Source organism: Streptomyces sp. NPDC043878, assembly GCF_056435735.1.
The window spans coordinates 120777-145755 of sequence record NZ_JBWKDW010000018.1 but is presented as its reverse complement, the minus strand read 5'-3'; the positions used below and the strand labels follow the sequence as shown (position 1 = coordinate 145755).

Here is a 24979-nt window from a genome sequence, read left to right as displayed (position 1 = left end):
CAGGCCGAGTCAAGGATCAGGTAAGAGATCGGTGCGTGAACCTCACCACGGGAGGCTGCGCGGGCACGGCTACCCTGCAAGGGTGACCTCTCAGCAGAACCCCGCCCCCGAAGCCGTCCGGGACAGCGGGCCCCGCCCCGCCCGGCTCACCGCCGCGGCGGCGCTCGCCGCGCTGGAGGGGCTCGCCCTGGTCGTCGGCGGCGCCTGGATTCTGGTCGAGGGCCTCACCGGGGAGCCGGACGACCGCGGGTCGGCCGTCACCGGCGGGATCACGCTGATCGTCCTCGCGCTGCTGCCGCTGCTCGCCGCGCGCGGGCTGCTCGGCCGGCGCGGCTGGAGCCGGGGGCCCGCCGTCATCACGCAGCTCGTCGCGCTGCTGGTGGCGTACGACCTGCTGCAGGCCGACAGCGTGGCGATCCCGGCCGGGATCGTGCTCGCGGTCGTCGCCGTCGTGGCGCTGGTACTGCTGGTCAATCCGGCGACGACCCAGGCCCTCGGGATCAAGGGACCGGGCCGCGCCCGGGACGAGGAGCGCGGGTAGCAGGACCGGGGCCCCGGCTCCGGGGCCGGGCGGTCTACTCCTCCACGAGCAGCTTCTCCCGCAGTTGGGCCAGCGTGCGGGCCAGCAGACGGGACACGTGCATCTGCGAGATGCCGACCTCCTGCGCGATCTGCGACTGGGTCATGTTGCCGAAGAAACGCAGCAGCAGGATCCGCTTCTCGCGCGGCGGGAGATCTTCCAGGAGTGGCTTGAGCGACTCGCGGTACTCGACGCCCTCCAGCGCCTCGTCCTCCGCGCCCAGGGTGTCCGCGACCGCGGGGGACTCGTCGTCCGTGTCGGGGACGTCGAGGGAAAGCGTGGAGTACGCGTTGGCGGACTCCAGGCCCTCAAGGACCTCCTCCTCCGAGATGGCCAGCTTCTCGGCCAGTTCGTGGACGGTGGGGGAGCGGCCGTGCTGCTGTGACAGCTCGGCCGTCGCCGTGGTCAGCGCGAGGCGCAGTTCCTGCAGCCGGCGCGGGACGCGCACCGCCCAGCCCTTGTCGCGGAAGTGGCGCTTGATCTCGCCGACGACCGTGGGGGTCGCGTACGTCGAGAACTCGACGCCGCGCTCCGGGTCGAAGCGGTCCACGGACTTGATCAGGCCGATGGTGGCGACCTGGGTGAGGTCGTCCAGCGGCTCGCCGCGGTTGCGGAAGCGGCGGGCGAGGTGTTCGACGAGCGGCAGGTGCATGCGCACCAGCCGGTTGCGCAGCTCCGCGTACTCGGGGCTGCCGTCCTGCAGTTTGCGCAGTTCGATGAACAGGGCGCGTGCCCCGCTGCGGTCCTGAGGGCTGTGCTGAGTGGCCCGCACGCGCTGCGGGGCCTTTTCGTCTTCTCGCTCGTGCTCGCTCATCGTCCCGCCCGTTGCCCTTCCCCGAGCCCGCGCCTCCGCTGGGACGGGGGTGACGCCGACCTGTCCGTCCGCGGGCGTGTTCTGCGCGGTGCCTTCCCGCTCCCGCTGCCCGTCGCCCGCGGGCTCCGAGGAGTCGTCCTCCGGGTGCGGCCGGGCCTGCTCGGGGATGCCGTCGATGCCGTCCGCCGTGCGCCGGAACGTACTCGGGCCGCCCGCTCCCGAGCCTCCGGCCGTACCCGAGCCGGGGAGACCCCCCTCGGCCGGCAGCTCCCGTGTGCCGCGCTCTTCGTCCCGCACCGGCCCGTCCCCGTTCCTCACGCCGGCCCGGGTCCCGCGCCGCGCTGTTTGTAGAGGCTGATCGAAACGGTTTTGTCCTCGTCCACGGCGGAGGAGACCTTGCCCGCCAGGGCCGACAGCACGGTCCAGGCGAACGTGTCCCGCGCGGGCGCGTGACCGTCCGTGGTCGGCGCCGAGACGGTGACCTCGAGCGAGTCGTCGACGAGCCGGAAAACGCAGCTGAGCACCGAGCCCGGCACGGCCTGCTGGAGCAGGATCGCGCAGGCCTCGTCCACCGCGATGCGGAGGTCCTCGATCTCGTCGAGGGTGAAGTCCAAACGGGCCGCGAGGCCGGCCGTGGCCGTCCGCAGCACCGACAGGTAGGCACCCGCAGCCGGCAGCCGGACTTCCACGAAGTCCTGGGTCGCGGGTTCGCCTGCGATCTGGGACACCCTCACCTCCAAGGTGGTACAAGCTTTTCGGGCCGAGGGTCGCCCCCCGGGGTAACGCGACACGTCGTGCAGCGGTGACGCTACCGCGCTCTCGACTTTCCTGTCCCCGGGACCCCAACCCCCTGCTGTCACTCATAGTAAACCTATGAGCACGCTCCGTGGCTAGAGGGTTCGCGGCCCCAATTGGGAACAGGGCACGTCGGGTTGACGTACCCAGACGTCAGACGGTCGAACCGTGCGGATCTGAGTCTCCCCGCGCGGCCCGGAGTCACCGGACCCAGCGTCACACGAGTACGTGGTCCACGAAGCACCAACGCCAGTTCTCGCCGGGCTCGAAGGTCCGCATCACGGGATGCCCGGTGTCCTTGTGGTGCTCGCTGGCGTGCCGGGCCGGCGACGAGTCGCAGCAGCCGACGTGACCACAGGTGAGGCACAGCCGAAGCTGTACCGGGTGCGTACCGTCGCGCAGGCACTCCAGGCAGGTCTCGCTCAGCGGCCCGGGGTCCGGGTGCGGCAGCGCGTCGGCATGCGTGCACTGTTTCATGATTGCCAGATTACGACGGGTGTGCGGGTGACCGCGCGCAAAAAACCGAGGGCGGGCGAGAACCATGGACGTGATGCCACTGCTGTTGCTGGTGGCGGGGAGTGCGGCGGTCGCCGCCGGAGCCCGGCGCACCCCGGTCCCGGCACCGCTGCTGCTGGTCGCGGCCGGCCTGGTGATCTCGTACGTCCCCGGCGTTCCCGGCTACACCCTCGACCCGCACATCGTGCTCCCGCTGATCCTGCCCCCGCTGCTCTACACGTCCGCCACCGACAGCTCCTACCTCGACCTGCGCGCGCAGTTGCGGCCCGTCGCGCTGCTGTCGGTGGGGTACGTGCTGTTCGCCACCTTCGTGGTCGGCTGGGCCGTCTACCGGATCGTCCCGGGGCTGCCGCTGGCCGCGGCCCTGGTGCTGGGCGCGGTGGTGGCGCCGCCGGACGCCGTCGCCGCGACCGCGGTGGCACGCCGGGTCGGACTGCCCTCCCGGATCACCACGATCCTCCAGGGCGAGTCACTGGTGAACGACGCGACCGCGATCACCGCCTACCGGGTCGCCCTCGCCGCGGCGGTCGGCGAGGGCGCCACCTGGGCCGAGGGGATCGGCGAGTTCCTGCTCGCGGCGGTCGGCGGGGTCGGGATCGGCCTGCTGCTGATGGTGCCGATCCACTGGCTGCGCACCCGTCTGAAGGAGGCGCTGCTGCAGAACACGCTCTCCCTGCTGATCCCGTTCGTCGCCTACGCGGTCGCCGAGCAGGTGCACGCCTCCGGAGTCCTCGCGGTCGTGGTCGTCGCGCTGTACCTCGGCCACCGCGCGTGGGAGGTGGACTTCGCCACGCGCCTCCAGGAGGAGGCGGTGTGGAAGATGGTCGCGTTCGTCCTGGAGTCGTCGGTGTTCGCCCTGATCGGACTCCAGCTCCCGGTGGTCCTCAAGGGCCTCGGGGAGTACGCCGGCACCACCGCCGCCTGGTACGCGGTGGCCGTCTTCCTGGTCGTGGTCGTCACCCGCTTCGTGTGGGTGTACCCGGCGACGTTCCTGCCGCGCATGGCGTCGGCGCGCATCCGGGAGCGGGAGTCCAACCCCACCTGGAAGGGCGCGTTCGTGATCGGCTGGGCCGGCATGCGCGGGGTGGTCTCGCTGGCCATCGCCTTCTCGATCCCGCTGACGGTGCACGGCGGCGAACCGTTCCCCGGGCGCAACCTGATCCTCTTCCTGACCTTCACGACCGTCATCGGGACACTCGTCGTGCAGGGCGTGACACTGCCCCCGCTGATCCGCCTGCTGAAGCTGCCCGGCCGCGACCAGCAGGCCGAGACGCTCGCCGAGGCCAACGCCCAGGCGCAGGCTTCCCTGGTCGCCGAACGGCGGCTGGAGGAACTCCTCGACGACGAGCACAACGTGCTTCCGCCCCCGCTCGCCGACCGGCTGCGCGCGGTCCTGGAGCGCCGCCGCAACGCCGTCTGGGAACGCCTCGGCCAGGTCAACCCGCTCACCGGGGAGACCGTCGACGACACCTACCGGCGCCTGTCGCGGGAGATGATCAGCTCCGAGCGGAAGGTGTTCGTGCGGCTGCGGGACGCCCGCCACATCGACGACGAGATGCTGCGGACGCTGCTGCGCAGGCTGGACCTGGAGGAGGCGGCGGCCTTCCGGGAAGCGGCCGGCTGAGCGCCCGAGCGGGGTGCGGGGCGGCCGTGGTCAGGTCGCGGGGTGGCTGTGGTCAGGGTCGCAGGCCGGTCGTGGTCAGGGTCGCAGGCCGGTCGTGGTCAGGGTCGCGGGTCGAACGGCCGGCCCGTGACGACGGCCGTCACCGTCGTCCCGCGCGGGAAGGCGCCCTCCTGGACGAGCGTGAGCACGCCGTAGAGCAACTTGGCCACATAGAGACGCTCGACGGGCAGTCCGTGACGGTCCTCGAAATCGCGTGCGAAGGCGTCGAGCTCCGCACCGGTGCGGGCGTAGCCGCCGAAGTGGAAGCGGTCGTCGAGGTGCCAGGACCCGCGCGGGCCGCCGAACGCCTCCGCCTGAAGAGCCGCTATGTCGGTGGTGAGGAAGCCGCCCCTGAGGACGGGGACGCCCAGCGCCCGCTGGCCCGGGGCGAGCCCGGCGGCCAGCCCGGCGAGCGTGCCGCCGGTGCCGCAGGCGACCGCGACGACGTCACCCCGGCCGCGCAGCTCCGCGCCGAGCACGCGACAGCCCCGTACGGCCAGGGCGTTGCTGCCGCCCTCCGGGACGACGTACGCGGCCTCGGCGTCCACCGCGCGCAGCAACGCGCGCAGGACGTCCGGTTCGGTCTTGCGGCGATACGTCGACCTGTCGACGAAGTGCAGTCGCATGCCGTCCGCCGCACACCGGGCCAGCGAGGGGTTGAGGGGACGGCCGGCGAGTTCCTGGCCGCGGACCACGCCGACCGTCGACAGGCCGAGAAGGCGGCCGGCGGCGGCCGTGGCACGCAGGTGGTTGGAGTAGGCGCCGCCGAAGGTGAGGATCGTACGGCCCGCCGCGGCCGTGAGGTTCGGAGCGAGTTTGCGCCACTTGTTGCCGATGAGCTCCGGGTGGACGAGGTCGTCGCGCTTGAGCAGCAGACGGACGCCGTGACGGGCGCAGCGCGGGTCCGACAGTTCCTGCACGGGAGACGGCAGGCGGGGACGCAGGGCGGCGGTGTCAGGGCTGGTCACGGCACCATTGTCGCCGCTCAGGCCGGGCCGTGGCCTACTTCAGCCGGTCCCGCACCCGCTCCCGCAGCCATGCCATGGTGAACCCGCGCGGGTCGACCTTCCCCGGCTGCCACTCCAGGTGGCCGAGGACCGAACGCTGCGTCCAGCCGTGGTGCCGGCAGACAGCCGCGGCGGCCTTCTCCACGGCCTCCAGCTGGGCCGCCGGCCAGGGGTCCTCGCCGTCGCCGAGGTTCTCGCACTCGAAGCCGTAGAAGTGGCGGTTGCCGTCGGTGTTCGCCTCGTTGTCGTGCGGCAGCGACTTCTCCCCGATCACCGCGCGCAGCACGTCGTCGTCGCCGAGCCCGGCGTGGTTGGCCCGGCCGTAGCCGACGAGGTGGACGGTGCCGTCCTTGGTGATGACGCCGTGGCACAGCGGCCCCGGCAGGTCCGGGCGGCCGTCCCGGCACAGCGCCACCGTCAGCGCGCCGCCGTGCGTCACGGTGTGGTGGAACATCACGCCGTGGACCGGGCCCCAGGGTCCCTTGTGGTTGCGGTTGTGGTGCTGCCAGTCGCCGACCTCGACGACGGTGAGGCCCTCCGCCCTGAGTACGGCCAGGAATCCGCCCGCGGACATGGGTGAGGCCATGACCGCCTCCTTCGTGCTGTGCGCCGTCCGCCGTGCGCGGCCGTCTGGTATCGATGCTTCTACCGAAACCGGGACGGCCCGGACACATCGTTCGCACAGTGAGCGAGCCGATCCGGACAGGCCGCGGCCGGTTTGCGGCGTGCGGTGGGCTGCGGGGTCGGGGTCGGCGGGGGAGGTGCGCGGTCCGGGCCGGCGGGGGAGGTGCGGGGCGGGTGTGCGGGGGAGGTGCGGGGCCGGGGGGTGGACGGAAAGCCCACCACTGCCCAACCGTCCCGTGATCCATTCCCCCTCTTTCGTGTAATAGCACCGACACGCTCCGTGAGGAAGGCTTGGTCACGCAGATCGATGCCCCGGCGCAGATCGGTGCCGGGGCATGACCGGGAGGGCAATTCCTTATGTCGGTAGGCGAAGAGGTCCGCACAGAGCAGGGCAAGCCGCAGCAGAGTCTCGGCACGGCGGCCGCGCGGAACCTGGCCACCACCACCAAGTCCGCGCCCCAGATGCAGGAGATCAGCTCCCGCTGGCTGCTGCGCATGCTGCCCTGGGTCAACGTCCAGGGCGGCACGTACCGGGTCAACCGGCGGCTGACCTACTCCGTGGGCGACGGCCGGGTCACGTTCGTGAAGACCGGCGACCGTGTCGAGGTGATCCCCGCCGAGCTGGGCGAACTGCCCGCCCTGCGGTCCTACGAGGACGAGGAGGTGCTCACCGAACTCGCCGGGCGCTGCCAGCAGCGCGAGTTCACTCCGGGTGACGTGATCGCCTCCTTCGGCAGCCCGGCCGACGAGGTGTTCCTGCTGGCGCACGGCAGGGTGGAGAAGGTCGGCACCGGCCCCTACGGCGACGACGCGGTCCTCGGGGTCCTCGCCGACGGCGCGTACTTCGGCGACCAGGCGCTGCTGGACCCCGACGCCATCTGGGAGTACACCGCCCGCGCGGTCACCGCCTGCACCCTGCTCGTGCTGCCCCGCCAGGACGTCGAGCAGGTCGCCGAGCGCTCCGGGTCCCTGCGCGAACACCTCCAGCACCTGCTCGCGATCCCGGAACAGCGCACCAACAAGTTCGGCGAGAAGGAGATCGACGTCGCGGCCGGCCACTCCGGCGAGCCGGACATCCCGCACACCTTCGTCGACTACGAGGCCAGGCCCCGCGAGTACGAACTGAGCGTCGCGCAGACCGTGCTGCGCATCCACTCGCGCGTGGCCGACCTCTACAACCAGCCGATGAACCAGACCGAGCACCAGCTCCGGCTGACCGTCGAGGCGCTGAAGGAACGCCAGGAGTTCGAACTCATCAACAACCGCGAGTTCGGGCTGCTGAACAACTGCGAGTACGACCAGCGGCTCCAGCCGCACGACGGCGTGCCCGGCCCGGACGACCTGGACGAACTGCTCAGCCGGCGGCGCGGCACGAAGCTGCTGCTGGCCCACCCGCGCGCGATCTCCGCGTTCGGCCGCGAGCTCAACAAACGCGGGCTCGTCCCCGAGACCATCGACGTGGCCGGCAACCGCATCCCCACCTGGCGCGGCGTTCCGATCTACCCGTGCGGCAAGATCCCGGTGACCGAGGCCCGCACCACCTCGATCATCGCCATGCGCACCGGGGAGGCCGAGCAGGGCGTCATCGGCCTCCAGCAGGCCGGCATCCCGGACGAGATCGAACCCAGCCTGTCCGTGCGCTTCATGGGCATCAACGAACAGGCCATCATCAAATACCTGGTGACGGCCTACTACTCGGCCGCCGTTCTCGTGCCGGACGCGCTCGGCGTCCTGGAGAACGTCGAGATCGGCCGCTGGAGGTGACCTCCCCGCACCGGGAAGCCGTGCCCCCGCCCGCCGGGGCGGGGACACCCGGCCACACGCGGCCGTCCGCAGCGCGGCCACCCTCCGCGCACCGCCTGAGGGGAACCCCGTGACCGAGTTCATGACGGAGCCGAAACGGCGGCCCGCGCGGCAGCCGGCCACCGAGGGGGGCCGGTCCGACGGGCAGGAGGCCGCGGCGATCCTGGAGAGCGCCCGGACCTGTGTCGATCCCGAACTGCGCGCCGCTCTCGACGCGTTGCCCGGCTCGATGCGCCGCGTCGCGCTCTACCACTTCGGCTGGGAGCGGGCGGACGGCACCCCGGCGGCGGGCAACGCGGGCAAGGCGATCCGGCCGGCGCTCGTCCTCACCGCGGCCGCCGCGCTCGGCGGACCGGCCGCCCGGTCGGCGGCCCTGCGGGCGGCCGCGGCGGTGGAGCTGGTCCACAACTTCACCCTGCTGCACGACGACGTGATGGACCGGGACACCACCCGGCGCCACCGGCCCACCGTCTGGACGGTGTTCGGCGACGCCGACGCCATCCTCGCCGGGGACGCGCTCCAGGCGCTGGCCCTCGGACTGCTCGCCGAGGACCCCCACCCGGCGTCCTCGGCGGCCGCCGCCCGGCTCACGGCCTGCGTCATGGAACTGTGCGCGGGCCAGCACACCGACACGGCCATGGAAGGACGCGCGCCCGGGGAGGTCACCCTCGGCGAGGTGCTCACCATGGCCGAGGCGAAGACGGGCGCGCTGCTGGGGTGCGCCTGCGCGACGGGCGCGCTGTACGCGGGCGCCGCGCCCGAGGACGTCGAGGCCATGGACGCGTTCGGCCGGCAGGCGGGGCTCGCCTTCCAGCTCATCGACGACGTGATCGGCATATGGGGAGACCCGGGGCGCACCGGCAAGCCGGCCGGCGCGGACCTTGTCGCCCGCAAGAAGTCACTGCCGGTGGTCGCCGCCCTCTCCTCCGGCACGCCGGCCGCCGCCGAACTGGCCGAGCTGTACCGGCTTCCGTACCGCGAGGGGGACCTGGAGCGGACGGTGCTGGCGGTGGAGCGGGCAGGCGGGCGCGACTGGGCGCAGGTCCAGGCGGCCGACCGGATGGCCCGCGCCATGCAGGAGCTGGCCCGCGCGGTACCCGACCCGGAGGCGGCGGGAGGGCTGCTCGCGCTGGCCGAGTTCGTCACCCGGCGCACCAGCTGACGGTCCCGCGGCAGGGGGCACCGATACCCCGGAAGGGCCGGCACTCGCGGACCTGACGCCGCGCGGTGTCCGGGGACTCCGAACGGCGGGTCCCGCACATCCCCACGGTGTGCGGGACCCGCTCCCTCACGTCACCGGCTAGTCTCAACGCCCGTACGATCAACGTCGGTTGGGCGAAGGGGCGGACATGGGTGTGGCGATCCGGGTGGCCGGCGAGGACGACCGCGAGCCGGTCGTCCGGCTGCTGGACCAGGCGTTCCAGGACGATCCGGTCAGCAGGTGGGTCTTCCCGGGCGACGCGTACCGCCGCGCCACGCACCACCGGCTGATGGCCGCCTTCACCGACATCGTGCTCGCCGAGGGCCGTGTCGACGTCACCGAGGACGGCGCGGGCTGCGCGCTGTGGCTGCCCGTGCCCGCCCGGGACGCCGCCGACGAGCATGCCGCCGACGAGGGGCCGGCGCAGGTGCGCGCCGCCGTCGACCCGGACAACGAGCGCGTCGAGCTGATCGCCCGGCTGACCGCGGACGTCCACCCCGCCGGCCGCGCCCACGAATACCTCTGGATGATCGCCGTGGCGCCGCAGCGGCAGGGCGAGGGGCTCGGCAGCGCGCTCATCGGGTCGGTCCTCGACCGCTGCGACCAGCAGGCGCTGCCCGCCTACCTGGAGGCGAGCAGCGCGCGCAGCCGCACGCTGTACGAGCGTCTCGGCTTCACCCTCACCGACCGCCCCCTCGACCTGCCGGACGGCCCCCGGATGTGGCCGATGTGGCGCGAACCCCAGGCCGGCTAGCCCCCACGGGCCACGTCACCGCGGGTCCGGCCCCGTCGGGCGGGAAGCGGTGGCGGGGCCCGCGTCCTACGCTGGGTACATGGACGGTCAAGAGCGTCACTGTCCCGTCTGCGGGCAGAGCGTCGGCACGGTCGTCCGGCGTCACAAGACGCTGGGCGCGTGGGTCCCGGTCTGGGTGGGCGGCCCGTGCCACAACCCGGACTGCGACGCCTTCGTGGCGGACGGCGCGGCGCCGTTCCCCACGAGCGCCGCGGACGACGCGGCGCCACTCCCGCCGGGTGCCGCGGACGCTGTGGGGCCGCGCCCGGAGGGTGCCGCGTCGCGGGCCGCCGCTCCCGGCCAGGAGCCCGCAAAGCGCGCCGCGAAGGACTCCTGACCCGCGTCGGGACAGCGGGCCGGAACACCGGGCGCAGGCGCGGGCGGCCCCGCCCAGGCCGTAACGTGCGGGCCATGTCCGAACCCACGCACATCCTGCACATCACCGAACGCTCCCTGTGGGAGGCGGCGCGCGCCCGGGGCACGTACGAGATGTCGACGCGCGGCCGCACCCTCCGGGAGGAGGGCTTCATCCACTGCTCGACGCGTGACCAGCTCCCGCGCGTGGCCGCCTTCCTGTACGGCTCGGACGGCCCCGGCGACCTGGTGGTGCTGGTCGTCGACCCCGGACGGCTCGCCGCGGAGGTGCGCTACGAGGCACCGGAGCCCGGCGGCGAGGAGTTCCCGCACGTGTACGGGCCGATCACGGTGGACGCCGTGGTCGACGTGGAGGAGTGGGGGTGACGCGGGCCGGGGGAGAGCGCAGTCGCCGCGTGTGGCGGTGGGCGCTGGTGGTGTGGGCGGTGACGGTGACCGTCGGCGGCGGACTGACCCTGTGGCTCCAGGACACGACGGAGCCGCGCCGCACCGGTTGGTACAGCGGGCCGGAGACCCCGGACCCGGCGGCGTCGCTGCTCCGGCTGGACGGGGACGACAGCGACTGCCCGGGTCCCGGGGTCTCCCGGCCAACCGGCGAAGAGCCCGCCGCCGTGACCTGCGCGTACGTGACAGGCCCCTGGGGTCTTCGTCCGGATCGGGCCGGGCTCGCGGGCCCCGGCGCCGCACCTCGCCGCGGTGCCGTCGGTCGCAGGGCTCCGCCCTGACTCCCTCCTCCGCCTCGCGACGCACGGGCACCGAACCCACCCTGCCTCCTCCGCCGTGCGACGCACGGCACCGGACCCACCCTGCTCCCCGATCCGCAGCCGGAGGGCCTGACCCGGACGAAAGACCCTGAGCCGTGGCTGACCCCTGGCGTTGGCCGCCCGGCGGGAGGACACGGCTCAGCTGGGGTCCCGGAGGAGTCCGCCGGTCTCCGGGTCGCGGCCGGTCAGGCAGTACGTCCCGCCGGCCGGGTCGCGCATCACCGTCCAGTGGCGTCCCCGGGCGACGAGCTGTGCGCCGCGCCGCTCGTGGGCGGCCCGGGTCGCCTCGATGTCCGCGCAGGCCAGGTCGACATGGGCACCGGCGGGCCGCTCCTCGCCGAGACGCTGGAGCAGGACGCGGACCGGCAGCCCGGGCGGCGGCTTGATCACGTGGAACTCCGGGAGTGAGCCCGGCAGTGACTCCCAGCCGGCCAGCAGGCCGCTCCAGAAGGCGACTTCGGCGTCGTAGGCGGACGGTGGGGTGTCCAGGCAGACCTGGTCGAGCCGGCTGCCGTGGGTGACGGGCGGGCGGGCCGACTCCGAGTGCCAGGGCACGGCACAGAACAACTGCCCGGCGGGAGACCGCAGTACGGCACACCCGTCGTGCTGTGCGGACACCGATGCCCCGAGTCGGAGCGCCGTCCTCACGAGGCCCGGGAGGTCGTCGACGGCGAGGTCGAGGTGGGCGCCGGCGTCCCCGCCGCCGACACCCTGGATCTTCACGCAGGCGTCGGCCGCCGCCGGCACGAGCGTGGCGAACTCCCCGCGCGTGCCCCGGGGTGCGGACAGCCGGGTGTCCGTGACGGCCGTCCAGAACGCACCGGCCGGGCCGAGGGAGCCGGCGGGCCGGTCGATGAAGGCGTACGTCCAGCGGATGGTCATGCCGTGATCGTAGGCGGGCGGCCCGCCCGGCCCGGTACCGGTGTCAGCCGCCGTCCCGCTCCATGAAACGCAGCATGTTCCCGGCCGGGTCGCGGAACGCGCAGTCGCGAACGCCGTACGGCTGGTCCATCGGCTCCTGCAGGACGTCGGCGCCGGACTCGCGCACGCGCGCGTAGAGGGCGTCGCAGTCGGCGGTGGTGAAGTTGACCCCGCGCAGCATCCCCTTGGCCAGCAGCTGGGCCATCGCCTCCCGGTCCGCGGGGGAGGCGTCGGGGTTCGCGCCCGGCGGCTCCAGCACGATCTCCACGTCCGGCTGCAGCGGCGACCCGACGGTCACCCACCGCATCCCCTCGAACCCGACGTCGTTGCGCACCTCCATGCCCAGGACGTCCCGGTAGAAGGTGATCGCCTTGTCGTGGTCGTCGACGGCGATGAAACACTGCCTGAGTCTGATGTCCATGACGGCAGGTTAGGCCGTGCCGGGCGCCGCCCGCCCGGCGGAGACTGCCGGACCCGACCTGATTCCCCGCAAGCCCTTAGGGCCAGGACGTCGGCTTCGCCGCCCGTCTCGGCCGGGTGAAGGTGCGGGCCACGCAGGCCGGGATCGCCGCCCCCGACTCGTGCGAGCGGGCCCGGTAGGCGCTCGGGGTCTCGCCGACCAGTTCGGTGAAACGGGAGCTGAAGGAGCCCAGCGAGGTGCAGCCGACCGCGACGCAGACCTCCGTGACGGTCAGGTCACCGCGGCGGAGCAGCGCCTTGGCCCGCTCGATACGGCGGGTCATGAGGTAGCTGTAGGGCGTCTCGCCGAAGGCGGCGCGGAAGCTGCGCTGGAAGTGGCCCGGCGACATCAGTGCCGTGCCGGCGAGCGCGGCCACGTCCAGGGGCTCGGCGTACTCGCGGTTCATCCGGTCTCGTGCCCGCCGCAGACGGATCAGATCCTCCGTGGTCACCATCACGCCAGCATCGCACGATCCGTACCCCGCGGACCGGCGGTCGCGGCCGGACACCGAAGGGCCCGGCCGAGGATCGGCCGGGCCCTTCGGGATGCCCGCGGGCCTGCGACGGTGCACCGGTCGCGGGCCCGCGGAGGCTGACGGGTGTCAGGCCTTCTTCGTCTCCCAGAAGATCTTGTCGATCTGGGCGATGTAGTCCAGAGCCTTCTGGCCGGTGGCCGGGTCAGTGGACGCCTTGGCGGCCGACAGGGCCTTCAGGGCGTCGTTGACCAGCTGGTGCAGCTCCGGGTACTTCTCGAAGTGCGGGGGCTTGAAGTAGTCGCTCCAGAGCACCGAGACGTGGTGCTTCGCGAGCTCGGCGCGCTGCTCCTTGATGACGGTGGCACGCGCCTGGAAGTGCGGGTCGTCGTTGGCGGCCATCTTCTCCTGCACGGCCTTCACCGACTCCGCCTCGATGCGGGCCTGGGCCGGGTCGTACACACCGCAGGGCAGGTCGCAGTGCGCGCTGACCTTGACCTTGGGGGCAAACAGGCGGGAAAGCATGGAGCGTTCCTTCCTCGTGATCGTCTTCTCAGGTGGGACATTACTCCCTGGGGGCGGGCTTTTCGCGGGTGCCCCCAGGGGCTTAGGACAAAAGTCCGGGGTCAGACTGAGACTGGTGGAGGAACACACCGGGGAGGTGCCGGGGATGCCGGAGCTGTCGCAGGAGACCGAGCGGGGGAGGGCGACGCAGCCCTTCGGACGGTTCGAGGTGACCGGGCCGTCGATGGTGCCCACGCTGTACCAGGGCGACTGGCTCCTGGTGCGGCACGGGGGCCGGATCAGGCCCGGTGACGTCGTGGTCCTGCGCCATCCCTTCCAGCAGGACCTGCTCATCGTGAAGCGGGCCGTGCAGCGGCGTGAGGGCGGCTGGTGGGTGCTCGCCGACAACTCGTTCGCCGGCAGCGACAGCAACGACTACGGCGTCGTGCCCGACGACCTGATCCTGGGGAAGGTCCGCTTCCGTTACCGGCCGCTGCGGCCGGATCAGCGTTCGCCGCTCGCGGTGCTGCGCTGGGCGCTGTCGGCCGCCAGACCGGTCCTGTGGGACCGGTCGGTCTCCAGGCGTTTGCGGGCCCGGTAGGCCGCCACGTTGGCGCGGGTCGCGCAGCGGTCGGAGCAGTAGCGCCGCGAGCGGTTGGTCGAGGTGTCCAGGTAGGCGTTGCGGCACGGGGCCGCCTCGCACAGGCCGAGGCGGTCCACGCCGTGCTCGGTCAGATGGAAGGCCAGGCCCATGGCGGCGATCGCCGCGTAGCCCGCGGTCGCGTTCGACGGGTGGTCGGCCAGGTGCATGTGCCACAGCGGGCGGCCGTCGTCGTCGCGGAAGTCGTGGCCGGAGATCTGCGGGCTCACCGGGAACTCCAGGAGCAGGGAGTTCAGCAGGTCCACCGCGAGCGTCTCCTCGCCCTGGTCCGCCGCCTCGAAGACCGAGCGCAGCCGGCCGCGGACCGAGCGGAACCGCGTCACGTCCGCGTCGGTGGCGCGGCGGGCCGCCGACGAGTTGCCGCCGAACAGGTCGCGGACGGCCTCGACCGAGGTCAGTGAGTCCTTGCCCCGGGCCGGGTCCTCGCTGTTGACGAGACGGACGGCGTAGTCCGAGTAATAGGCCAGTTCCACTTGTAGTCCTTACGGAGGCGTTCTATCGTCGGAGTGCGGTCGGGTAAGAGCTGATCGTGCTTCCAGGGTATTACGCGGGCGACCGAAACGAGGGCTTCCATGACCACCGGTACCGGAACCGACTGGCACGCCTGGCAGGAGAGCTGGGACCGCCAGCAGGAGTGGTACATGCCCGACCGCGAGGAGCGGTTCCAGATCATGCTCGACATGGTCGAGGCCCTCGTCGGCCCCGCGCCCCGCGTCCTCGACCTCGCCTGCGGCACCGGCACCATCACCGCCCGGCTGCTCGCCCGCCTCCCGGACGCCACCAGCACCGGCGTCGACCTCGACCCGGCGCTCCTCGCCATCGCCCGGGGCACCTTCGCGGGCGACGAACGGGTCTCCTTCGTCACCGCCGACCTGACGGACCCGCGATGGCCGGCCGGACTGCCGTACGACTCGTACGACGCCGTCCTGACCGCCACGGCCCTGCACTGGCTGCACACCGAACCCCTCACGGCCCTCTACGGTCAGGTCGCGGCGCTCGTCCGCGACGGCGGTGTCTTCATGAACGCGGACCACATGATCGACGACACGACGCCCAGGATCAACGCGGCCGAGCGGGCCCAGCGTCACGCCCGCATGGACCAGGCCCGGGGCGGCGGCGTCCTCGACTGGTCCGAGTGGTGGCAGCTCGCCGCCCAGGACCCGGTCCTCGCCGAACCGACCGCCCGCCGCTTCGAGATCTACGGCGACCACGCCGACGGCGAGACACCCTCCGCCGCCTGGCACGCGCGGGCGCTGCGCGAGAAGGGCTTCGCCGAGGCCCGCCCGGTGTGGTGCTCCCCCTCGGACACGCTGCTGCTCGCCCTCAGGTGAGGGCCCGGCACACGCGGAAGGGGCGGTACGGGAATCCCGTACCGCCCCTTCCGCGTGTATGCCCCTAGAGCACCTTGGACAGGAACGACTTCGTCCGGTCGTGCTGGGGGTTCGTCAGGACCTCGCGCGGGTGGCCGGACTCGACCACCACGCCGTCGTCCATGAAGACCAGCGAGTCGCCGACCTCACGGGCGAAGCCCATCTCGTGGGTGACGACGATCATCGTCATGCCGTCCTCCGCGAGGTCCCGCATGACGTCGAGCACCTCACCGACCAGCTCCGGGTCGAGCGCCGAGGTCGGCTCGTCGAAGAGCATCAGCTTCGGCTCCATCGCCAGCGCGCGGGCGATGGCGACCCGCTGCTGCTGACCGCCGGAGAGCCGGGACGGGTAGTGGTCCTTGCGGTCGCCGAGACCGACCCGGTCCAGCAGGCGCTGCGCCCGCTCCCGAGCGACGGCCTTGGACTCGCCCTTGACCTGGAGCGGCGCCTCCATGACGTTCTCCAGCGCCGTCATGTGGGGAAAGAGGTTGAAGCGCTGGAACACCATGCCGATGTCCCGCCGCTGCGCCGCGACCTCCTTCTCCTTCAGCTCGTAGAGCTTGTCGCCCTGCTGCCGGTAGCCGACCAGGTCGCCGTCGACCGACAGCCGGCCGGCGCTGATCTTCTCCAGGTGGTTGATGCACCGCAGGAAGGTGGACTTGCCGGAACCGGACGGGCCGATCAGGCAGAACACCTCACGCGGGTTCACCTCCAGGTCGATGCCCTTGAGGATGTGCGCGAGCCCGAAGGACTTGTGCACGCCCTCGGCCTTGACCATCGGGTGGCCGCTCGTGCTCGGCGCGACGTCCTTGCTGAGACCGCTCATCGGGTCACCTCCGGGCGGCGGAAGGAAACGAACAGCCGCAGGTTCTTCTTCAGGCGCTGGAGCGGGGTCGGCGGCAGGGTGCGCATCGAACCACGGGCGTAACGGCGTTCCAGGTAGTACTGGAAGACGCTGAAGACGCTGGTCAGGATCAGGTACCAGATGGATGCCACGAAATACAGCTCGACGACGGCCAGTGACGTACTGGAGACGTCCGTGGACCGTTTGATGAGTTCGTTGAACTGGACCGCGTACGCGAGCGACGAGGTCTTCAGCATGTTGATGAACTCGTTGCCGGTCGGCGGCACGATCACGCGCATGGCCTGCGGCAGGATCACCCGGCGCAGCGTCTTGGCCTGCGTCATGCCGAGCGCGTGCGAGGCCTCCGTCTGCCCCTCGTCGACCGACTGGATGCCGGCCCGGACGATCTCGGACATGTACGCGGCCTCGTTGAGACCGAGGCCGAGCAGCGCGGCGAGGAACGGCGTCATCACGTCGTTCATCTCGTCCTTGTAGAACCCCAGGTTGAGCACGGGGAACACCAGGGCGATGTTGTACCAGAGCAGCAGCTGCACCAGCACCGGGGTGCCGCGGAAGAACCAGATGTACACCCAGGACACCGTGCTGGTGACCGGGTTGGACGACATCCGCATGACCGCGAGGATCACGCCGAGGACGAGCCCGAGCACCATGGCGAGCACGGAGATGTACAGCGTGTGCCAGACGCCGGACAGGATCAGGTCGTCCGTCAGGTAGTCCGGGATGATGCCGTAGTTGATGTTCGCGTTGGAGAACGCGATCCCGATCAGCACCAGGACGGCGATGACCGCCGCCCCGGCCACCCAGCGGCCGTAGTGGCGCACCGGGATGGCCTTGATCTGCTCCGGCGGCACCGACGGCGCCGGAGTCTTGTCGACAATGTCAGTCACGATGACTGCCCTTCAGTGGTACGTCGGGCTGGATCACGAGCCGCCGTTAATCTTGGCCTCGGTCACCGCGCCGTCCGTGACGTTCCACTTCTCCAGGATCTTCTTGTACTCGCCGTTCGCGATGATCGCGCTCATCGCGGCCTGCAGGGCGTCGCGCAGCTGGGTGTTCGACTTGCTGACGCCGATACCGTACGGGCCGGCCTCGATCTGGTCGCCGACCACCTCGAAGTCCTTGCCGCCGCCCGAGGTCTTCGCGTTGTACGCGGCGACCGGGAAGTCGTTGAGGTCCGCGACGGACGCGCCCTGCTTGAGGCGCAGCAGCGCCTCGGGGTCGGTGTCGAAGGTCTGCAGCGTGATGGCCTTCTTGCCGTCCTTCTTGCACTTGGTGCTCTGCGTCTTGGCGATGCCCTCGGACGTGGTGCCCTTCTGCAGGGCCACGACCTTGCCGCACAGGTCGTCCAGGGACTTGATGCCCTTGGGATTGCCCTTCTGGACCAGGATCGAGGTGCCGGCGGTGAAGTAGTCGACGAAGTCGATGCCGTCGCCGACCTTCTTGCCGGTGTCGGAGTCGATGCCGTTCTGGCGGTCCTTGGTGTCGTTCATCGCGGACATGATCGCGTTGAAGCGCTTGGACTGCAGACCGACGATGAGCTGGTCGAACTTGCCGTTCTGGAAGTCGAACTTCACGCCCAGTTGCTTGCCGAGGGCGTCCGCGATGTCCGGGTCGATGCCGACGGCCTTGCCGCCCTCCATGTACTCGACCGGCGGGTACGCGATGTCGGAGCCCACTTTGATGACGCCGGCGCTCTTGATGTCCGCGGGGAGCTTGCCGGCGAGCGGAGCGGCGGACGCGGACGACTCCGACGAGCTGTCGCTGCTGCTCTTGTCCGTCTGGTCACCGCAGGCGGTGAGCAGCAGGGCGCCTGCGACCGCGATCGCACCGACCGCGACTGTCCGGGAGTGCGCGGCGGTGGTACGACGGGTGGTGCTTGCGGTCATGGTGGGTTTCCTCCGGCGGATGGGTGGAGTGCCGATGGGGCCGGCGGTCGTCGACGCGGTCGACAGTTGCCGTGGGTCGACAAGAACACACGTCTTCGAGTGTCGCGACCTCGTGTGATTACGGCATCTTGCCATTCGGACTGAACCATTCAGGGGACTCGGCATGTCAAAATCGGATAACGGGTGACCCCCGAACCACACCAGGTCGGTACATCATGACCGCACCTTCTGCGGGAATCTGTCCTTCCGGCCGGAAGATCTTCGGCGCATCTCAGAATGCGGTCCTTGCCTTGCGCAACGGATGTGATCTTCCCCCCGCCCTCCGGCGCCTCGTCGAGCGACTCTCGAGGACTTGTCCAGATATCTGCTCATGATTCGTGTCACCGTCAGCACCCGGCCCCTTCCGGAATGTCACCTCCGGGATGTGACCTTGCACGTATTGGACTCGTCGGCGCGCGGTCCGTCCGGTAAGAAGGTTCTTTACACCCCTCATCCGGGGCTCAGGGCGCGTGTGCGGCGCGCCCGTCGCGTACGGCCCCCCGCAACACGACACGGGCCGCCCGCGGTGCCCGCCCACTTCTCAACCAGGAGTGGCCACCCTCAAACCATGCAGACCTAAGGGGTAAGACAAAGTGGCAGCGGAGATCGTCAATCCTCGCAGCGACAGCGAAACGGGCCAGGACGGCGGGGCGGAGCCCCTCGATTCCTTCGACCCCGCGTTCGCGCTGCACCGCGGCGGCAAGATGGCTGTGCAGGCCACCGTGCCCATCCGTGACAAGGACGACCTGTCCCTGGCGTACACGCCCGGCGTCGCGAAGGTGTGCAGCGCGATCGCCGAGCAGCCGGACCTCGTGCACGACTACACCTGGAAGTCCTCGGTCGTCGCCGTCGTGACGGACGGTACGGCGGTGCTCGGGCTCGGCGACATCGGCCCCGAAGCCTCCCTCCCGGTCATGGAGGGCAAGGCGATCCTCTTCAAGCAGTTCGGCGGTGTGGACGCGGTCCCGATCGCGCTGGCCTGCACCGACGTGGACGAGATCGTCGAGACCGTGGTGCGCCTCGCGCCCTCCTTCGGCGGCATCAACCTCGAGGACATCTCGGCGCCCCGGTGCTTCGAGATCGAGCGCAAGCTCCAGGAGCGGCTGGACATCCCCGTCTTCCACGACGACCAGCACGGCACGGCGGTCGTCACACTGGCCGCGCTGCGCAACGCCGCGCGGCTGACCGGGCGGGGCCTCGGCGACCTGCGGGCGGTGATCTCGGGCGCCGGCGCGGCCGGGGTCGCCATCGCGAAGTTCCTGGTCGAGGCCGGGATCGGAGACGTGGCGGTGGCGGACCGCAAGGGCATCGTGTCCGCCGACCGTGACGACCTGACCCCGGTCAAGCGCGATCTGGCCGGCTTCACCAACAAGGCCGGGATCACCGGCCCGCTGGAGGCGGCCCTGGAGGGCGCCGACGTCTTCATCGGCGTCTCCGGCGGTACGGTCCCGGAGCCGGCGGTGGCCTCGATGGCGGACGGCGCCTTCGTGTTCGCCATGGCCAACCCGAACCCCGAGGTGCACCCCGACGTCGCCCACAAGTACGCGGCCGTCGTCGCGACCGGGCGCTCGGACTTCCCGAACCAGATCAACAACGTGCTGGCGTTCCCGGGCATCTTCGCCGGGGCGCTCCAGGTGCGGGCCTCCCGGATCACCGAGGGCATGAAGATCGCGGCGGCCGAGGCGCTGGCCTCGGTCGTGGGCGACGACCTCGCCGCGGACTACGTCATCCCGTCGCCGTTCGACGAGCGGGTCGCTCCCGCCGTGACGGCGGCCGTGGCCGCCGCCGCCCGCGCGGAGGGCGTCGCGCGCCGCTGACGTTCACCGGAACGGCCCCGTCCTACCGGGCGGGGCCGTTTTTTTACCTGGCGGTCCGGCTGATCGGGTGGTCCGGGCGGCCGGGTTGCCGGGTTGTCGGGCGGCCGGGGATGCCGACCCCCTACGGCGTCTGCGGACGGGGCGGTCAGCCGAAGCGGGGCCGGGGCGGGGGCCGAGGCCATGGCCGGGGCGATGGCCGGGGTCGCGGTGCTCGGCGGATGCCCAGTCGGCGGCCGGCGCGGATGTCCGGTTTGGGGTCCGTTCCGGTGTCCTCCCCTGTGTCCGGGCCGGCGTCCTTCCCTGTGTCCGGGCCGGCGTGTTCCCGGTGTCCGGCTGGGCCTACGTTCCGGTGTCGGTCCCGGTGTCCGGTTGGGTGTCCGTCCCGGGGTGGGGCCGGTGTCCGGTGGGGCGTCCCGTTCCGGTGTCCGTCCCGGTTCCGGTTGGGTGTCCGGGCCGGTGTCCCGGCCGGAGGCAAGAGGGTATGTGTCACAGGGCGCCCCGGTTCAAAAACCGCGCGTCCGGCGCCTATCGTCGAGCCATGTTCGCTGCCTACGCCGCCCGCATCGACCGTGACCAGCCGCTCACCGGCCTCGAGTTGGGGGAGCGTCCGGCTCCCGAGGCCCGTGCCGGCTGGAGCGTCGTCGACGTCAGGGCCGCCTCCCTCAACCATCACGACCTCTGGTCCCTGCGCGGAGTGGGTCTCGCGGAGGACAAACTGCCGATGATCCTCGGCTGCGACGCCGCCGGGATCGACGAGGACGGCAACGAGGTCGTCCTGCACTCGGTCATCGGCCAGACCGGCCACGGTGTCGGGCCCAGGGAACCCCGCTCCATCCTCACCGAGCACTATCAGGGCACCTTCGCCGAGCGGGTCGCCGTACCGACGTGGAACCTCCTGCCCAAGCCCAGGGAGCTTTCCTTCGCGGAGGCCGCCTGTCTGCCCACGGCCTGGCTGACGGCGTACCGGATGCTCTTCACGAACGCCGGAGTGCGGCCCGGTGACTCCGTCCTCGTGCAGGGCGCCGGCGGAGGCGTCGCCACGGCGGCCATCGTGCTGGGGAAGGCGGCCGGGTTGCGGGTGTTCGCCACCAGCCGGGACGAGGCCAAGCGGAAGCGGGCCCTGGAACTCGGCGCGGTGGAGGCGGTGGAGCCGGGCGCGCGGCTGCCGCAGCGGGTGGACGCCGTCATCGAGACCGTCGGCGCCGCGACCTGGTCGCACTCGGTGAAGTCCCTGCGTCCCGGCGGCACCCTCGTCATCTCCGGTGCCACCAGCGGCGACCGGCCCGCGCACGCCGAGCTGACCCGGATCTTCTTCCTCGAACTCAAGGTCGTCGGTTCCACGATGGGCACCAAGGACGAGCTGGAGGACCTGCTCTCCTTCTGCGCCGCCACGGGCGTCCGTCCGGTCATCGACGAGGTGCTTCCGCTCGACCGCGCCCGCGAGGGCTTCGAGCGGATGGAGGGCGGGGACCACTTCGGCAAGATCGTCCTCACGAACGGGTAGTGGCGCACCCGTCCTGACCTCTTGTTCTCTCCTCCCAGCTCACGGCCGGTCCGGTTTCCGGGCCGGCCGTCGCCGCATGAGGCGCGTCAACTGGGGTTGACAGTCTGATTCTGTCAACTTAGATTGACGGCATGACGGAAGCAACGGATCTCGCCGAGCGGGCGGGTGACCGCGACCCCCGGGTGGGGCTGCGCGCGGTCGCCGCGCTGCGCAGGCTGCTGGAGCAGCTGGAGGCGGTGCAGGTGCGCAGTGCGCGCCATCAGGGCTGGTCGTGGCAGGAGATCGCCGCGGAACTCGGCGTGAGCAGGCAGGCCGTGCACAAGAAGTACGGGAGGCATTGATGTTCGAGCGGTTCACGAAGGACGCCCGCGCCGTGGTCGAGGGCGCGGTGGGGCATGCCGAACGGGAGGGGGCGGAACGGGTCGAGGAGACGCACCTGCTCCTCTCCCTGCTCGACCGGGAGGGCAGCCGGGGGTCGTTCGCACTGGCCTCGCTCGGTCTGCCGCCCGGCGGCCGCGATGGGCTGGTGCGGGACCTGGCCGAGGCCCGCCGCCGTGGCGGACTCTCGCGGGCCGACGCCGACGCGCTGTCGGGGCTGGGCATCGACCTGTCGGACATCGTTTCGAGGGTGGAGGAGGTGCACGGCGAAGGGGCGCTGGCAGCCGGCGCCAAGGGCGGTCCCCTCGGCGGTTGGCCGGGACGGCGGCCGTTCGGCCGGGGCGCCAAGGACCTGCTCGTCGCGACCCTGCGCGTCGCCGTCGCCCACCGGGAACGCGGCATCGGCGACGAGCACATCCTCCTCGCCCTGGTGGCCCGCCCCGGCGTCCCCGCCGAAACCCTCGCCGATCACGGAGTGACGCACCAGTCGCTCACCCGCGTGCTGTACGGCGGGGGAGAGGCGAAGGCGGGCTGAGCACCCCACTCCGCCTCCGGCGCCCGGCGGCCGGTCACTCCGGGCCTCGGGCGGCTCCGCGCCGCCTGCCGCGGTCACGCGGGGCCCCGGGTCAGACCTTCGGGGTTCTCAGCAGCGCCCCGATGTGTGCCGCCGCCGACGACAGGTGGTTGCGGGCGCTGTGGAGTTGGTCCTGGGTGACGCCGTGGTCGCGGGCCGCGTCGCGGATGTCGTCGCGGAAGCGGTCGAGCAGGCGGTCCAGGTCGCGGGCCGGGTCGCCCGAGGAGGCCGCGTCCTCGTGTGCCCAGGACGGCTCGAACTCGGCCGGGAAGTCCTCCGGCGTCCGGGTGTACTCGGGCTGGGGCGTTGTCCTGCCGGCGCCGCCGCGTCCGAAGCCGAAGTCCTTACCGAACTCCTTGCCGTAGTCCTTCCCGAACTCGCCGAACTCCTTCACGAGTTCGGTCAACCCCTCGCGCACCCCAGTCGGCCAGTCACCCCGCGCGAAGTGGTCCTGCACCTGGTCCTGGACCCGCCGGGCGATGCGCTGCATCTCCTCCTGCGCCTGGGCCCGCGCCCGGTCCTGCGCCTCCCTGGCCTGGTTCCGGGCCCGCTGGGCCTCCTCGCGGGCCCGCCGGCTCTCGTCCTTCGCGCGCCGGGCCTGTTCCTTCCACTCCTGCTTGACGCGCCGCATCTCCTCCTTGGCGGCGCGCCAGGCCTCCTTGTCCCCGAGCTCGCCGAAGTCCCCGAAGGGAGCCCCCTGTTCGCGACCGGCCTTGGCACCGGCGCCCCGCCGGGCCTCCGTGGCCGCCGCCCGCATCTCGCGTCGCAGGTCGCCCGCCGCGCCGCGCACGTCGGCCCGGATCTCCGCGGCGAGTTCGGCGACCGACTCGCGGATCTCCAGCTCCAGGTCGGCCAGTTCACCGCTGCGGTCGGCCAGTTCGGCGCGGCCCGCGTCCGTGATGGCGTACACCTTGCGGCCGCCCTCCGTGGTGTGGGTGACCAGGCCCTCGGCCTCCAGCTTGGACAGACGCGGGTAGACGGTGCCCGCCGACGGCGCGTACAGCCCCTGGAAGCGTTCTTCGAGCAGCCGGATCACCTCGTAACCGTGGCGCGGGGCCTCGTCGAGCAGCTTCAGCAGGTACAGGCGCAGGCGGCCGTGGGCGAAGACGGGGGGCATGTCAGAGCACCTTCTTGTCGGTCGTGCCGTCGGCCGGGGCGCTGGTCGAACCCTCGCCCGGGCCGGAAGCGGAATTGTCCCCCGACGCGCCGTGCGGCCCGCCCACCGGGTCACCGGCGGCCTGGTCGGTGGTCTTCGCCCATGGACCGGAACCGCCCGTGTCCCGGGGTTCCGGCTCCTCGTCCTCCACCGGCGGCCGGCGCAGCAGGGCGATGGAGCCGGAGACGGTCGTGGCGCGGAGTCTGCCGGTGCCGGCGCCGAGTCGGCCGGTGACCTTGTGGGCGCCCCACTGGCCGTGCACGCGGAGGCCCTCGAAGGCGTTGGAGATGGTGCCGCTCGCGGTGTTGGCCTCGACCTCGGCGTCCGCCGGGGTGGGCAGCCGGATCGCGATCTCGCCCGAGACGCTGGTCAGTCCGATGTCCGTGGGGCCCTCCGGATCGAGGTCGACGATCATCGAGCCGCTGAACGACTCGGCCCGCACGGAGGAGCCCGAGCCCTCGACGACGGTGAGGTCGCCGGAGACGGAGTTGAACCGCAGGTCGCCGGTGACGGCCTGGGCCTCCAGGTTTCCCGACACGGTGTCCGCGCGGACCGGGCCGGACAGGGCGACGAGCGTGGTGTCGCCGGTGACCCCCTTGACCACGGACGACCCGCGGAGCCCGGAGACGACCGCGGCGGCGCCGACCACGCCCACCTCGACGCGGGTGTCGGCCGGGACGGCCAGCGAGACGACCGCGCTGCGCCGCCAGCCCTTGCGGTCGAGCCACTTGAGGAAGCCCCGCCAGGGCAGGTCGTCGTACGCCACGGTCAGCGTGCCGCCCTGCTGGCCGACCGTCAGCGGCGGTCCCTCGATCTCGGAGACTTCCAGACGGGCGGAACCCTCGTCGGTGCCCACGACGTTCACCGTGCCGTTGACGATGCGTACGTGGAGTTCCCTCACGGGCTCGTCGAACGTGAGCTTCCGGGGCTCTGCGACGGACCACTCGGACATGATGGCGACCTCCCGTAGCAACGCGCCATATCGCGTCTTCCGTCATTCACGATATATCGCGGCGCGCCAAAGTCAAGACACCCGTTCAGGGGACGGCGACACCGGAAAAAGCTCCGACAGGGCGGCACGGCGCCCCGGAGCGGGATCACACACGAAGGGCAGGTCTCCCGGGCGACCCGGGCCTGCGGCACGCTACGGCGGTGCAGGACAACGGACAACGGCACACAGGGCGGCAGGACAACGGCACGTACTGCGGTGCAAGACTGCGCCTGTGCGGCGGCGGGGCGCCTGTGGGGGAAGACGTACGGGGCGGGGGCGGCGGCGCGGCCGAGCGGCCCGGTCGCGGCACCCCCGCCGAGGTCCTGCGAGGTCCCGCCGCGATCCTGCCAGGTCCCAGGGGGGGGGGGGGGGGGGGGGGGGGGGGGGGGGGGGGGGGGGGGGGGGGGGGGGGGGTGGGGTGTTCGCGTCGGTTGGTGCTCCAGTTG

Annotated in this window: 28 protein-coding genes; 13 read left to right on the top strand and 15 right to left on the bottom strand. The window is 71.9% G+C overall.

Annotated elements, in window-relative coordinates:
• The first annotated feature begins 82 nt into the window (after positions 1-82).
• Positions 83-541 carry a hypothetical protein gene (locus AC07AZ_RS24720; RefSeq protein WP_478851246.1) on the top strand — a complete coding sequence of 153 codons (459 nt, stop codon included), beginning with the start codon at positions 83-85 and terminating at the stop codon, positions 539-541.
• Between the two features lie 34 nt (positions 542-575).
• Here the strand turns inward: AC07AZ_RS24720 and AC07AZ_RS24715 are convergent, their stop codons facing one another.
• The 3 genes from AC07AZ_RS24715 to AC07AZ_RS24705 all read right to left on the bottom strand — a co-directional run bounded on the left by AC07AZ_RS24715 (position 576) and on the right by AC07AZ_RS24705 (position 2666).
• A complete protein-coding gene (locus AC07AZ_RS24715) occupies positions 576-1712 on the bottom strand; it encodes an RNA polymerase sigma factor SigF (protein ID WP_478851244.1) in 1137 nt (378 codons plus the stop codon).
• The gene (locus AC07AZ_RS24710) at positions 1709-2122 is read right to left on the bottom strand and encodes an ATP-binding protein (protein ID WP_019058277.1); all 414 of its coding nucleotides are present in this window, start codon (positions 2120-2122) and stop codon (positions 1709-1711) included. Before AC07AZ_RS24710 ends, AC07AZ_RS24715 begins: the two co-directional genes overlap by 4 nt.
• A gap of 283 nt (positions 2123-2405) precedes the next feature.
• Positions 2406-2666 (bottom strand): UBP-type zinc finger domain-containing protein, encoded by a 261-nt coding sequence (locus AC07AZ_RS24705; RefSeq protein WP_478851241.1) that lies wholly within the window; start codon positions 2664-2666, stop codon positions 2406-2408.
• Positions 2667-2730: 64 nt separating this feature from the next.
• On the opposite strand from AC07AZ_RS24705, the gene AC07AZ_RS24700 reads away from it, so the two are divergent.
• The gene (locus AC07AZ_RS24700) at positions 2731-4329 is read left to right on the top strand and encodes a Na+/H+ antiporter (protein ID WP_478851239.1); all 1599 of its coding nucleotides are present in this window, start codon (positions 2731-2733) and stop codon (positions 4327-4329) included.
• A 98-nt stretch (positions 4330-4427) separates the two neighbouring features.
• Here the strand turns inward: AC07AZ_RS24700 and AC07AZ_RS24695 are convergent, their stop codons facing one another.
• Together AC07AZ_RS24695 and AC07AZ_RS24690 are read right to left on the bottom strand one after the other, a co-directional pair.
• Positions 4428-5336 (bottom strand): 1-aminocyclopropane-1-carboxylate deaminase/D-cysteine desulfhydrase, encoded by a 909-nt coding sequence (locus AC07AZ_RS24695; RefSeq protein WP_478851237.1) that lies wholly within the window; start codon positions 5334-5336, stop codon positions 4428-4430.
• A 34-nt stretch (positions 5337-5370) separates the two neighbouring features.
• A complete protein-coding gene (locus AC07AZ_RS24690) occupies positions 5371-5961 on the bottom strand; it encodes an N-acetylmuramoyl-L-alanine amidase (protein WP_478851235.1) in 591 nt (196 codons plus the stop codon).
• A 395-nt stretch (positions 5962-6356) separates the two neighbouring features.
• Between AC07AZ_RS24690 and AC07AZ_RS24685 the strand changes: the two genes are divergently transcribed.
• The 5 genes from AC07AZ_RS24685 (at position 6357) to AC07AZ_RS24665 (ending at position 10537) form a co-directional block, all read left to right on the top strand.
• On the top strand, positions 6357-7763 hold the full coding sequence (locus AC07AZ_RS24685; protein WP_478851233.1) for a family 2B encapsulin nanocompartment shell protein: 1407 nt from the start codon (positions 6357-6359) through the stop codon (positions 7761-7763).
• Between the two features lie 121 nt (positions 7764-7884).
• A complete protein-coding gene (locus AC07AZ_RS24680) occupies positions 7885-8964 on the top strand; it encodes a family 2 encapsulin nanocompartment cargo protein polyprenyl transferase (RefSeq protein WP_478851328.1) in 1080 nt (359 codons plus the stop codon).
• A 187-nt stretch (positions 8965-9151) separates the two neighbouring features.
• Positions 9152-9757 (top strand): GNAT family N-acetyltransferase, encoded by a 606-nt coding sequence (locus tag AC07AZ_RS24675; RefSeq protein ID WP_478851231.1) that lies wholly within the window; start codon positions 9152-9154, stop codon positions 9755-9757.
• A 79-nt stretch (positions 9758-9836) separates the two neighbouring features.
• Complete coding sequence (locus AC07AZ_RS24670) at positions 9837-10133, top strand: hypothetical protein (protein ID WP_478851229.1); 297 nt, start codon at positions 9837-9839, stop codon at positions 10131-10133.
• Between the two features lie 74 nt (positions 10134-10207).
• Entirely contained in the window at positions 10208-10537 is a 330-nt protein-coding gene (locus AC07AZ_RS24665; RefSeq protein WP_478851227.1) for a DUF952 domain-containing protein, read from the top strand.
• A 536-nt stretch (positions 10538-11073) separates the two neighbouring features.
• Here the strand turns inward: AC07AZ_RS24665 and AC07AZ_RS24660 are convergent.
• From AC07AZ_RS24660 to sodN, 4 genes are all read right to left on the bottom strand, one after another.
• Positions 11074-11817, bottom strand: a complete 744-nt coding sequence (locus tag AC07AZ_RS24660) for a VOC family protein (RefSeq protein ID WP_478851225.1) — start codon at positions 11815-11817, stop codon at positions 11074-11076.
• Between the two features lie 43 nt (positions 11818-11860).
• The gene (locus tag AC07AZ_RS24655) at positions 11861-12277 is read right to left on the bottom strand and encodes a VOC family protein (RefSeq protein WP_478851223.1); all 417 of its coding nucleotides are present in this window, start codon (positions 12275-12277) and stop codon (positions 11861-11863) included.
• A gap of 76 nt (positions 12278-12353) precedes the next feature.
• Positions 12354-12770: a helix-turn-helix transcriptional regulator gene (locus AC07AZ_RS24650; RefSeq protein WP_478851221.1), complete on the bottom strand. Its 417-nt coding sequence runs from the start codon at positions 12768-12770 to the stop codon at positions 12354-12356.
• 147 nt (positions 12771-12917) lie between these two features.
• Positions 12918-13313 (bottom strand): superoxide dismutase, Ni, encoded by a 396-nt coding sequence (gene sodN / locus AC07AZ_RS24645; RefSeq protein ID WP_020123534.1) that lies wholly within the window; start codon positions 13311-13313, stop codon positions 12918-12920.
• Positions 13314-13458: 145 nt separating this feature from the next.
• On the opposite strand from sodN, the gene sodX reads away from it, so the two are divergent.
• Positions 13459-13893, top strand: a complete 435-nt coding sequence (gene sodX, locus AC07AZ_RS24640) for a nickel-type superoxide dismutase maturation protease (RefSeq protein ID WP_478851326.1) — start codon at positions 13459-13461, stop codon at positions 13891-13893.
• Here the strand turns inward: sodX and AC07AZ_RS24635 are convergent.
• Positions 13797-14426: a CGNR zinc finger domain-containing protein gene (locus tag AC07AZ_RS24635; protein ID WP_478851218.1), complete on the bottom strand. Its 630-nt coding sequence runs from the start codon at positions 14424-14426 to the stop codon at positions 13797-13799. The two genes, sodX and AC07AZ_RS24635, sit on opposite strands and share 97 nt — an antisense overlap.
• 99 nt (positions 14427-14525) lie before the next feature.
• Here AC07AZ_RS24635 and AC07AZ_RS24630 point away from each other — a divergent pair, with 99 nt between their 5' ends.
• The gene (locus tag AC07AZ_RS24630; protein WP_478851216.1) at positions 14526-15284 is read left to right on the top strand and encodes a class I SAM-dependent methyltransferase; all 759 of its coding nucleotides are present in this window, start codon (positions 14526-14528) and stop codon (positions 15282-15284) included.
• 64 nt (positions 15285-15348) lie between these two features.
• On the opposite strand, the gene AC07AZ_RS24625 is transcribed toward AC07AZ_RS24630, so the two are convergent.
• The 3 genes from AC07AZ_RS24625 to AC07AZ_RS24615 are packed head-to-tail and all read right to left on the bottom strand — an operon-like array spanning position 15349 to position 18074.
• Positions 15349-16149 carry an amino acid ABC transporter ATP-binding protein gene (locus AC07AZ_RS24625; protein WP_478851214.1) on the bottom strand — a complete coding sequence of 267 codons (801 nt, stop codon included), beginning with the start codon at positions 16147-16149 and terminating at the stop codon, positions 15349-15351.
• Entirely contained in the window at positions 16146-17075 is a 930-nt protein-coding gene (locus AC07AZ_RS24620) for an amino acid ABC transporter permease (protein WP_478851212.1), read from the bottom strand. The genes AC07AZ_RS24625 and AC07AZ_RS24620 overlap by 4 nt, the downstream gene beginning before the upstream one ends.
• A gap of 33 nt (positions 17076-17108) precedes the next feature.
• A complete protein-coding gene (locus AC07AZ_RS24615) occupies positions 17109-18074 on the bottom strand; it encodes an ABC transporter substrate-binding protein (protein ID WP_478851210.1) in 966 nt (321 codons plus the stop codon).
• 632 nt (positions 18075-18706) lie between these two features.
• On the opposite strand from AC07AZ_RS24615, the gene AC07AZ_RS24610 reads away from it, so the two are divergent.
• From AC07AZ_RS24610 to AC07AZ_RS24595, 4 genes are all read left to right on the top strand, one after another.
• Positions 18707-19930, top strand: a complete 1224-nt coding sequence (locus AC07AZ_RS24610; protein WP_478851208.1) for an NAD(P)-dependent malic enzyme — start codon at positions 18707-18709, stop codon at positions 19928-19930.
• Positions 19931-20468: 538 nt separating this feature from the next.
• Positions 20469-21434, top strand: a complete 966-nt coding sequence (locus AC07AZ_RS24605) for a zinc-binding dehydrogenase (protein WP_478851206.1) — start codon at positions 20469-20471, stop codon at positions 21432-21434.
• Positions 21435-21565: 131 nt separating this feature from the next.
• Complete coding sequence (locus AC07AZ_RS24600) at positions 21566-21775, top strand: helix-turn-helix domain-containing protein (RefSeq protein WP_030038196.1); 210 nt, start codon at positions 21566-21568, stop codon at positions 21773-21775.
• Positions 21775-22347: a Clp protease N-terminal domain-containing protein gene (locus AC07AZ_RS24595; protein ID WP_478851204.1), complete on the top strand. Its 573-nt coding sequence runs from the start codon at positions 21775-21777 to the stop codon at positions 22345-22347. Before AC07AZ_RS24600 ends, AC07AZ_RS24595 begins: the two co-directional genes overlap by 1 nt.
• 91 nt (positions 22348-22438) lie before the next feature.
• Here the strand turns inward: AC07AZ_RS24595 and AC07AZ_RS24590 are convergent, their stop codons facing one another.
• On the bottom strand, positions 22439-23503 hold the full coding sequence (locus AC07AZ_RS24590) for a PadR family transcriptional regulator (RefSeq protein ID WP_478851202.1): 1065 nt from the start codon (positions 23501-23503) through the stop codon (positions 22439-22441).
• A gap of 1 nt (position 23504) precedes the next feature.
• The gene (locus AC07AZ_RS24585; protein ID WP_478851201.1) at positions 23505-24494 is read right to left on the bottom strand and encodes a DUF4097 family beta strand repeat-containing protein; all 990 of its coding nucleotides are present in this window, start codon (positions 24492-24494) and stop codon (positions 23505-23507) included.
• Positions 24495-24979: the final 485 nt, after the last annotated feature.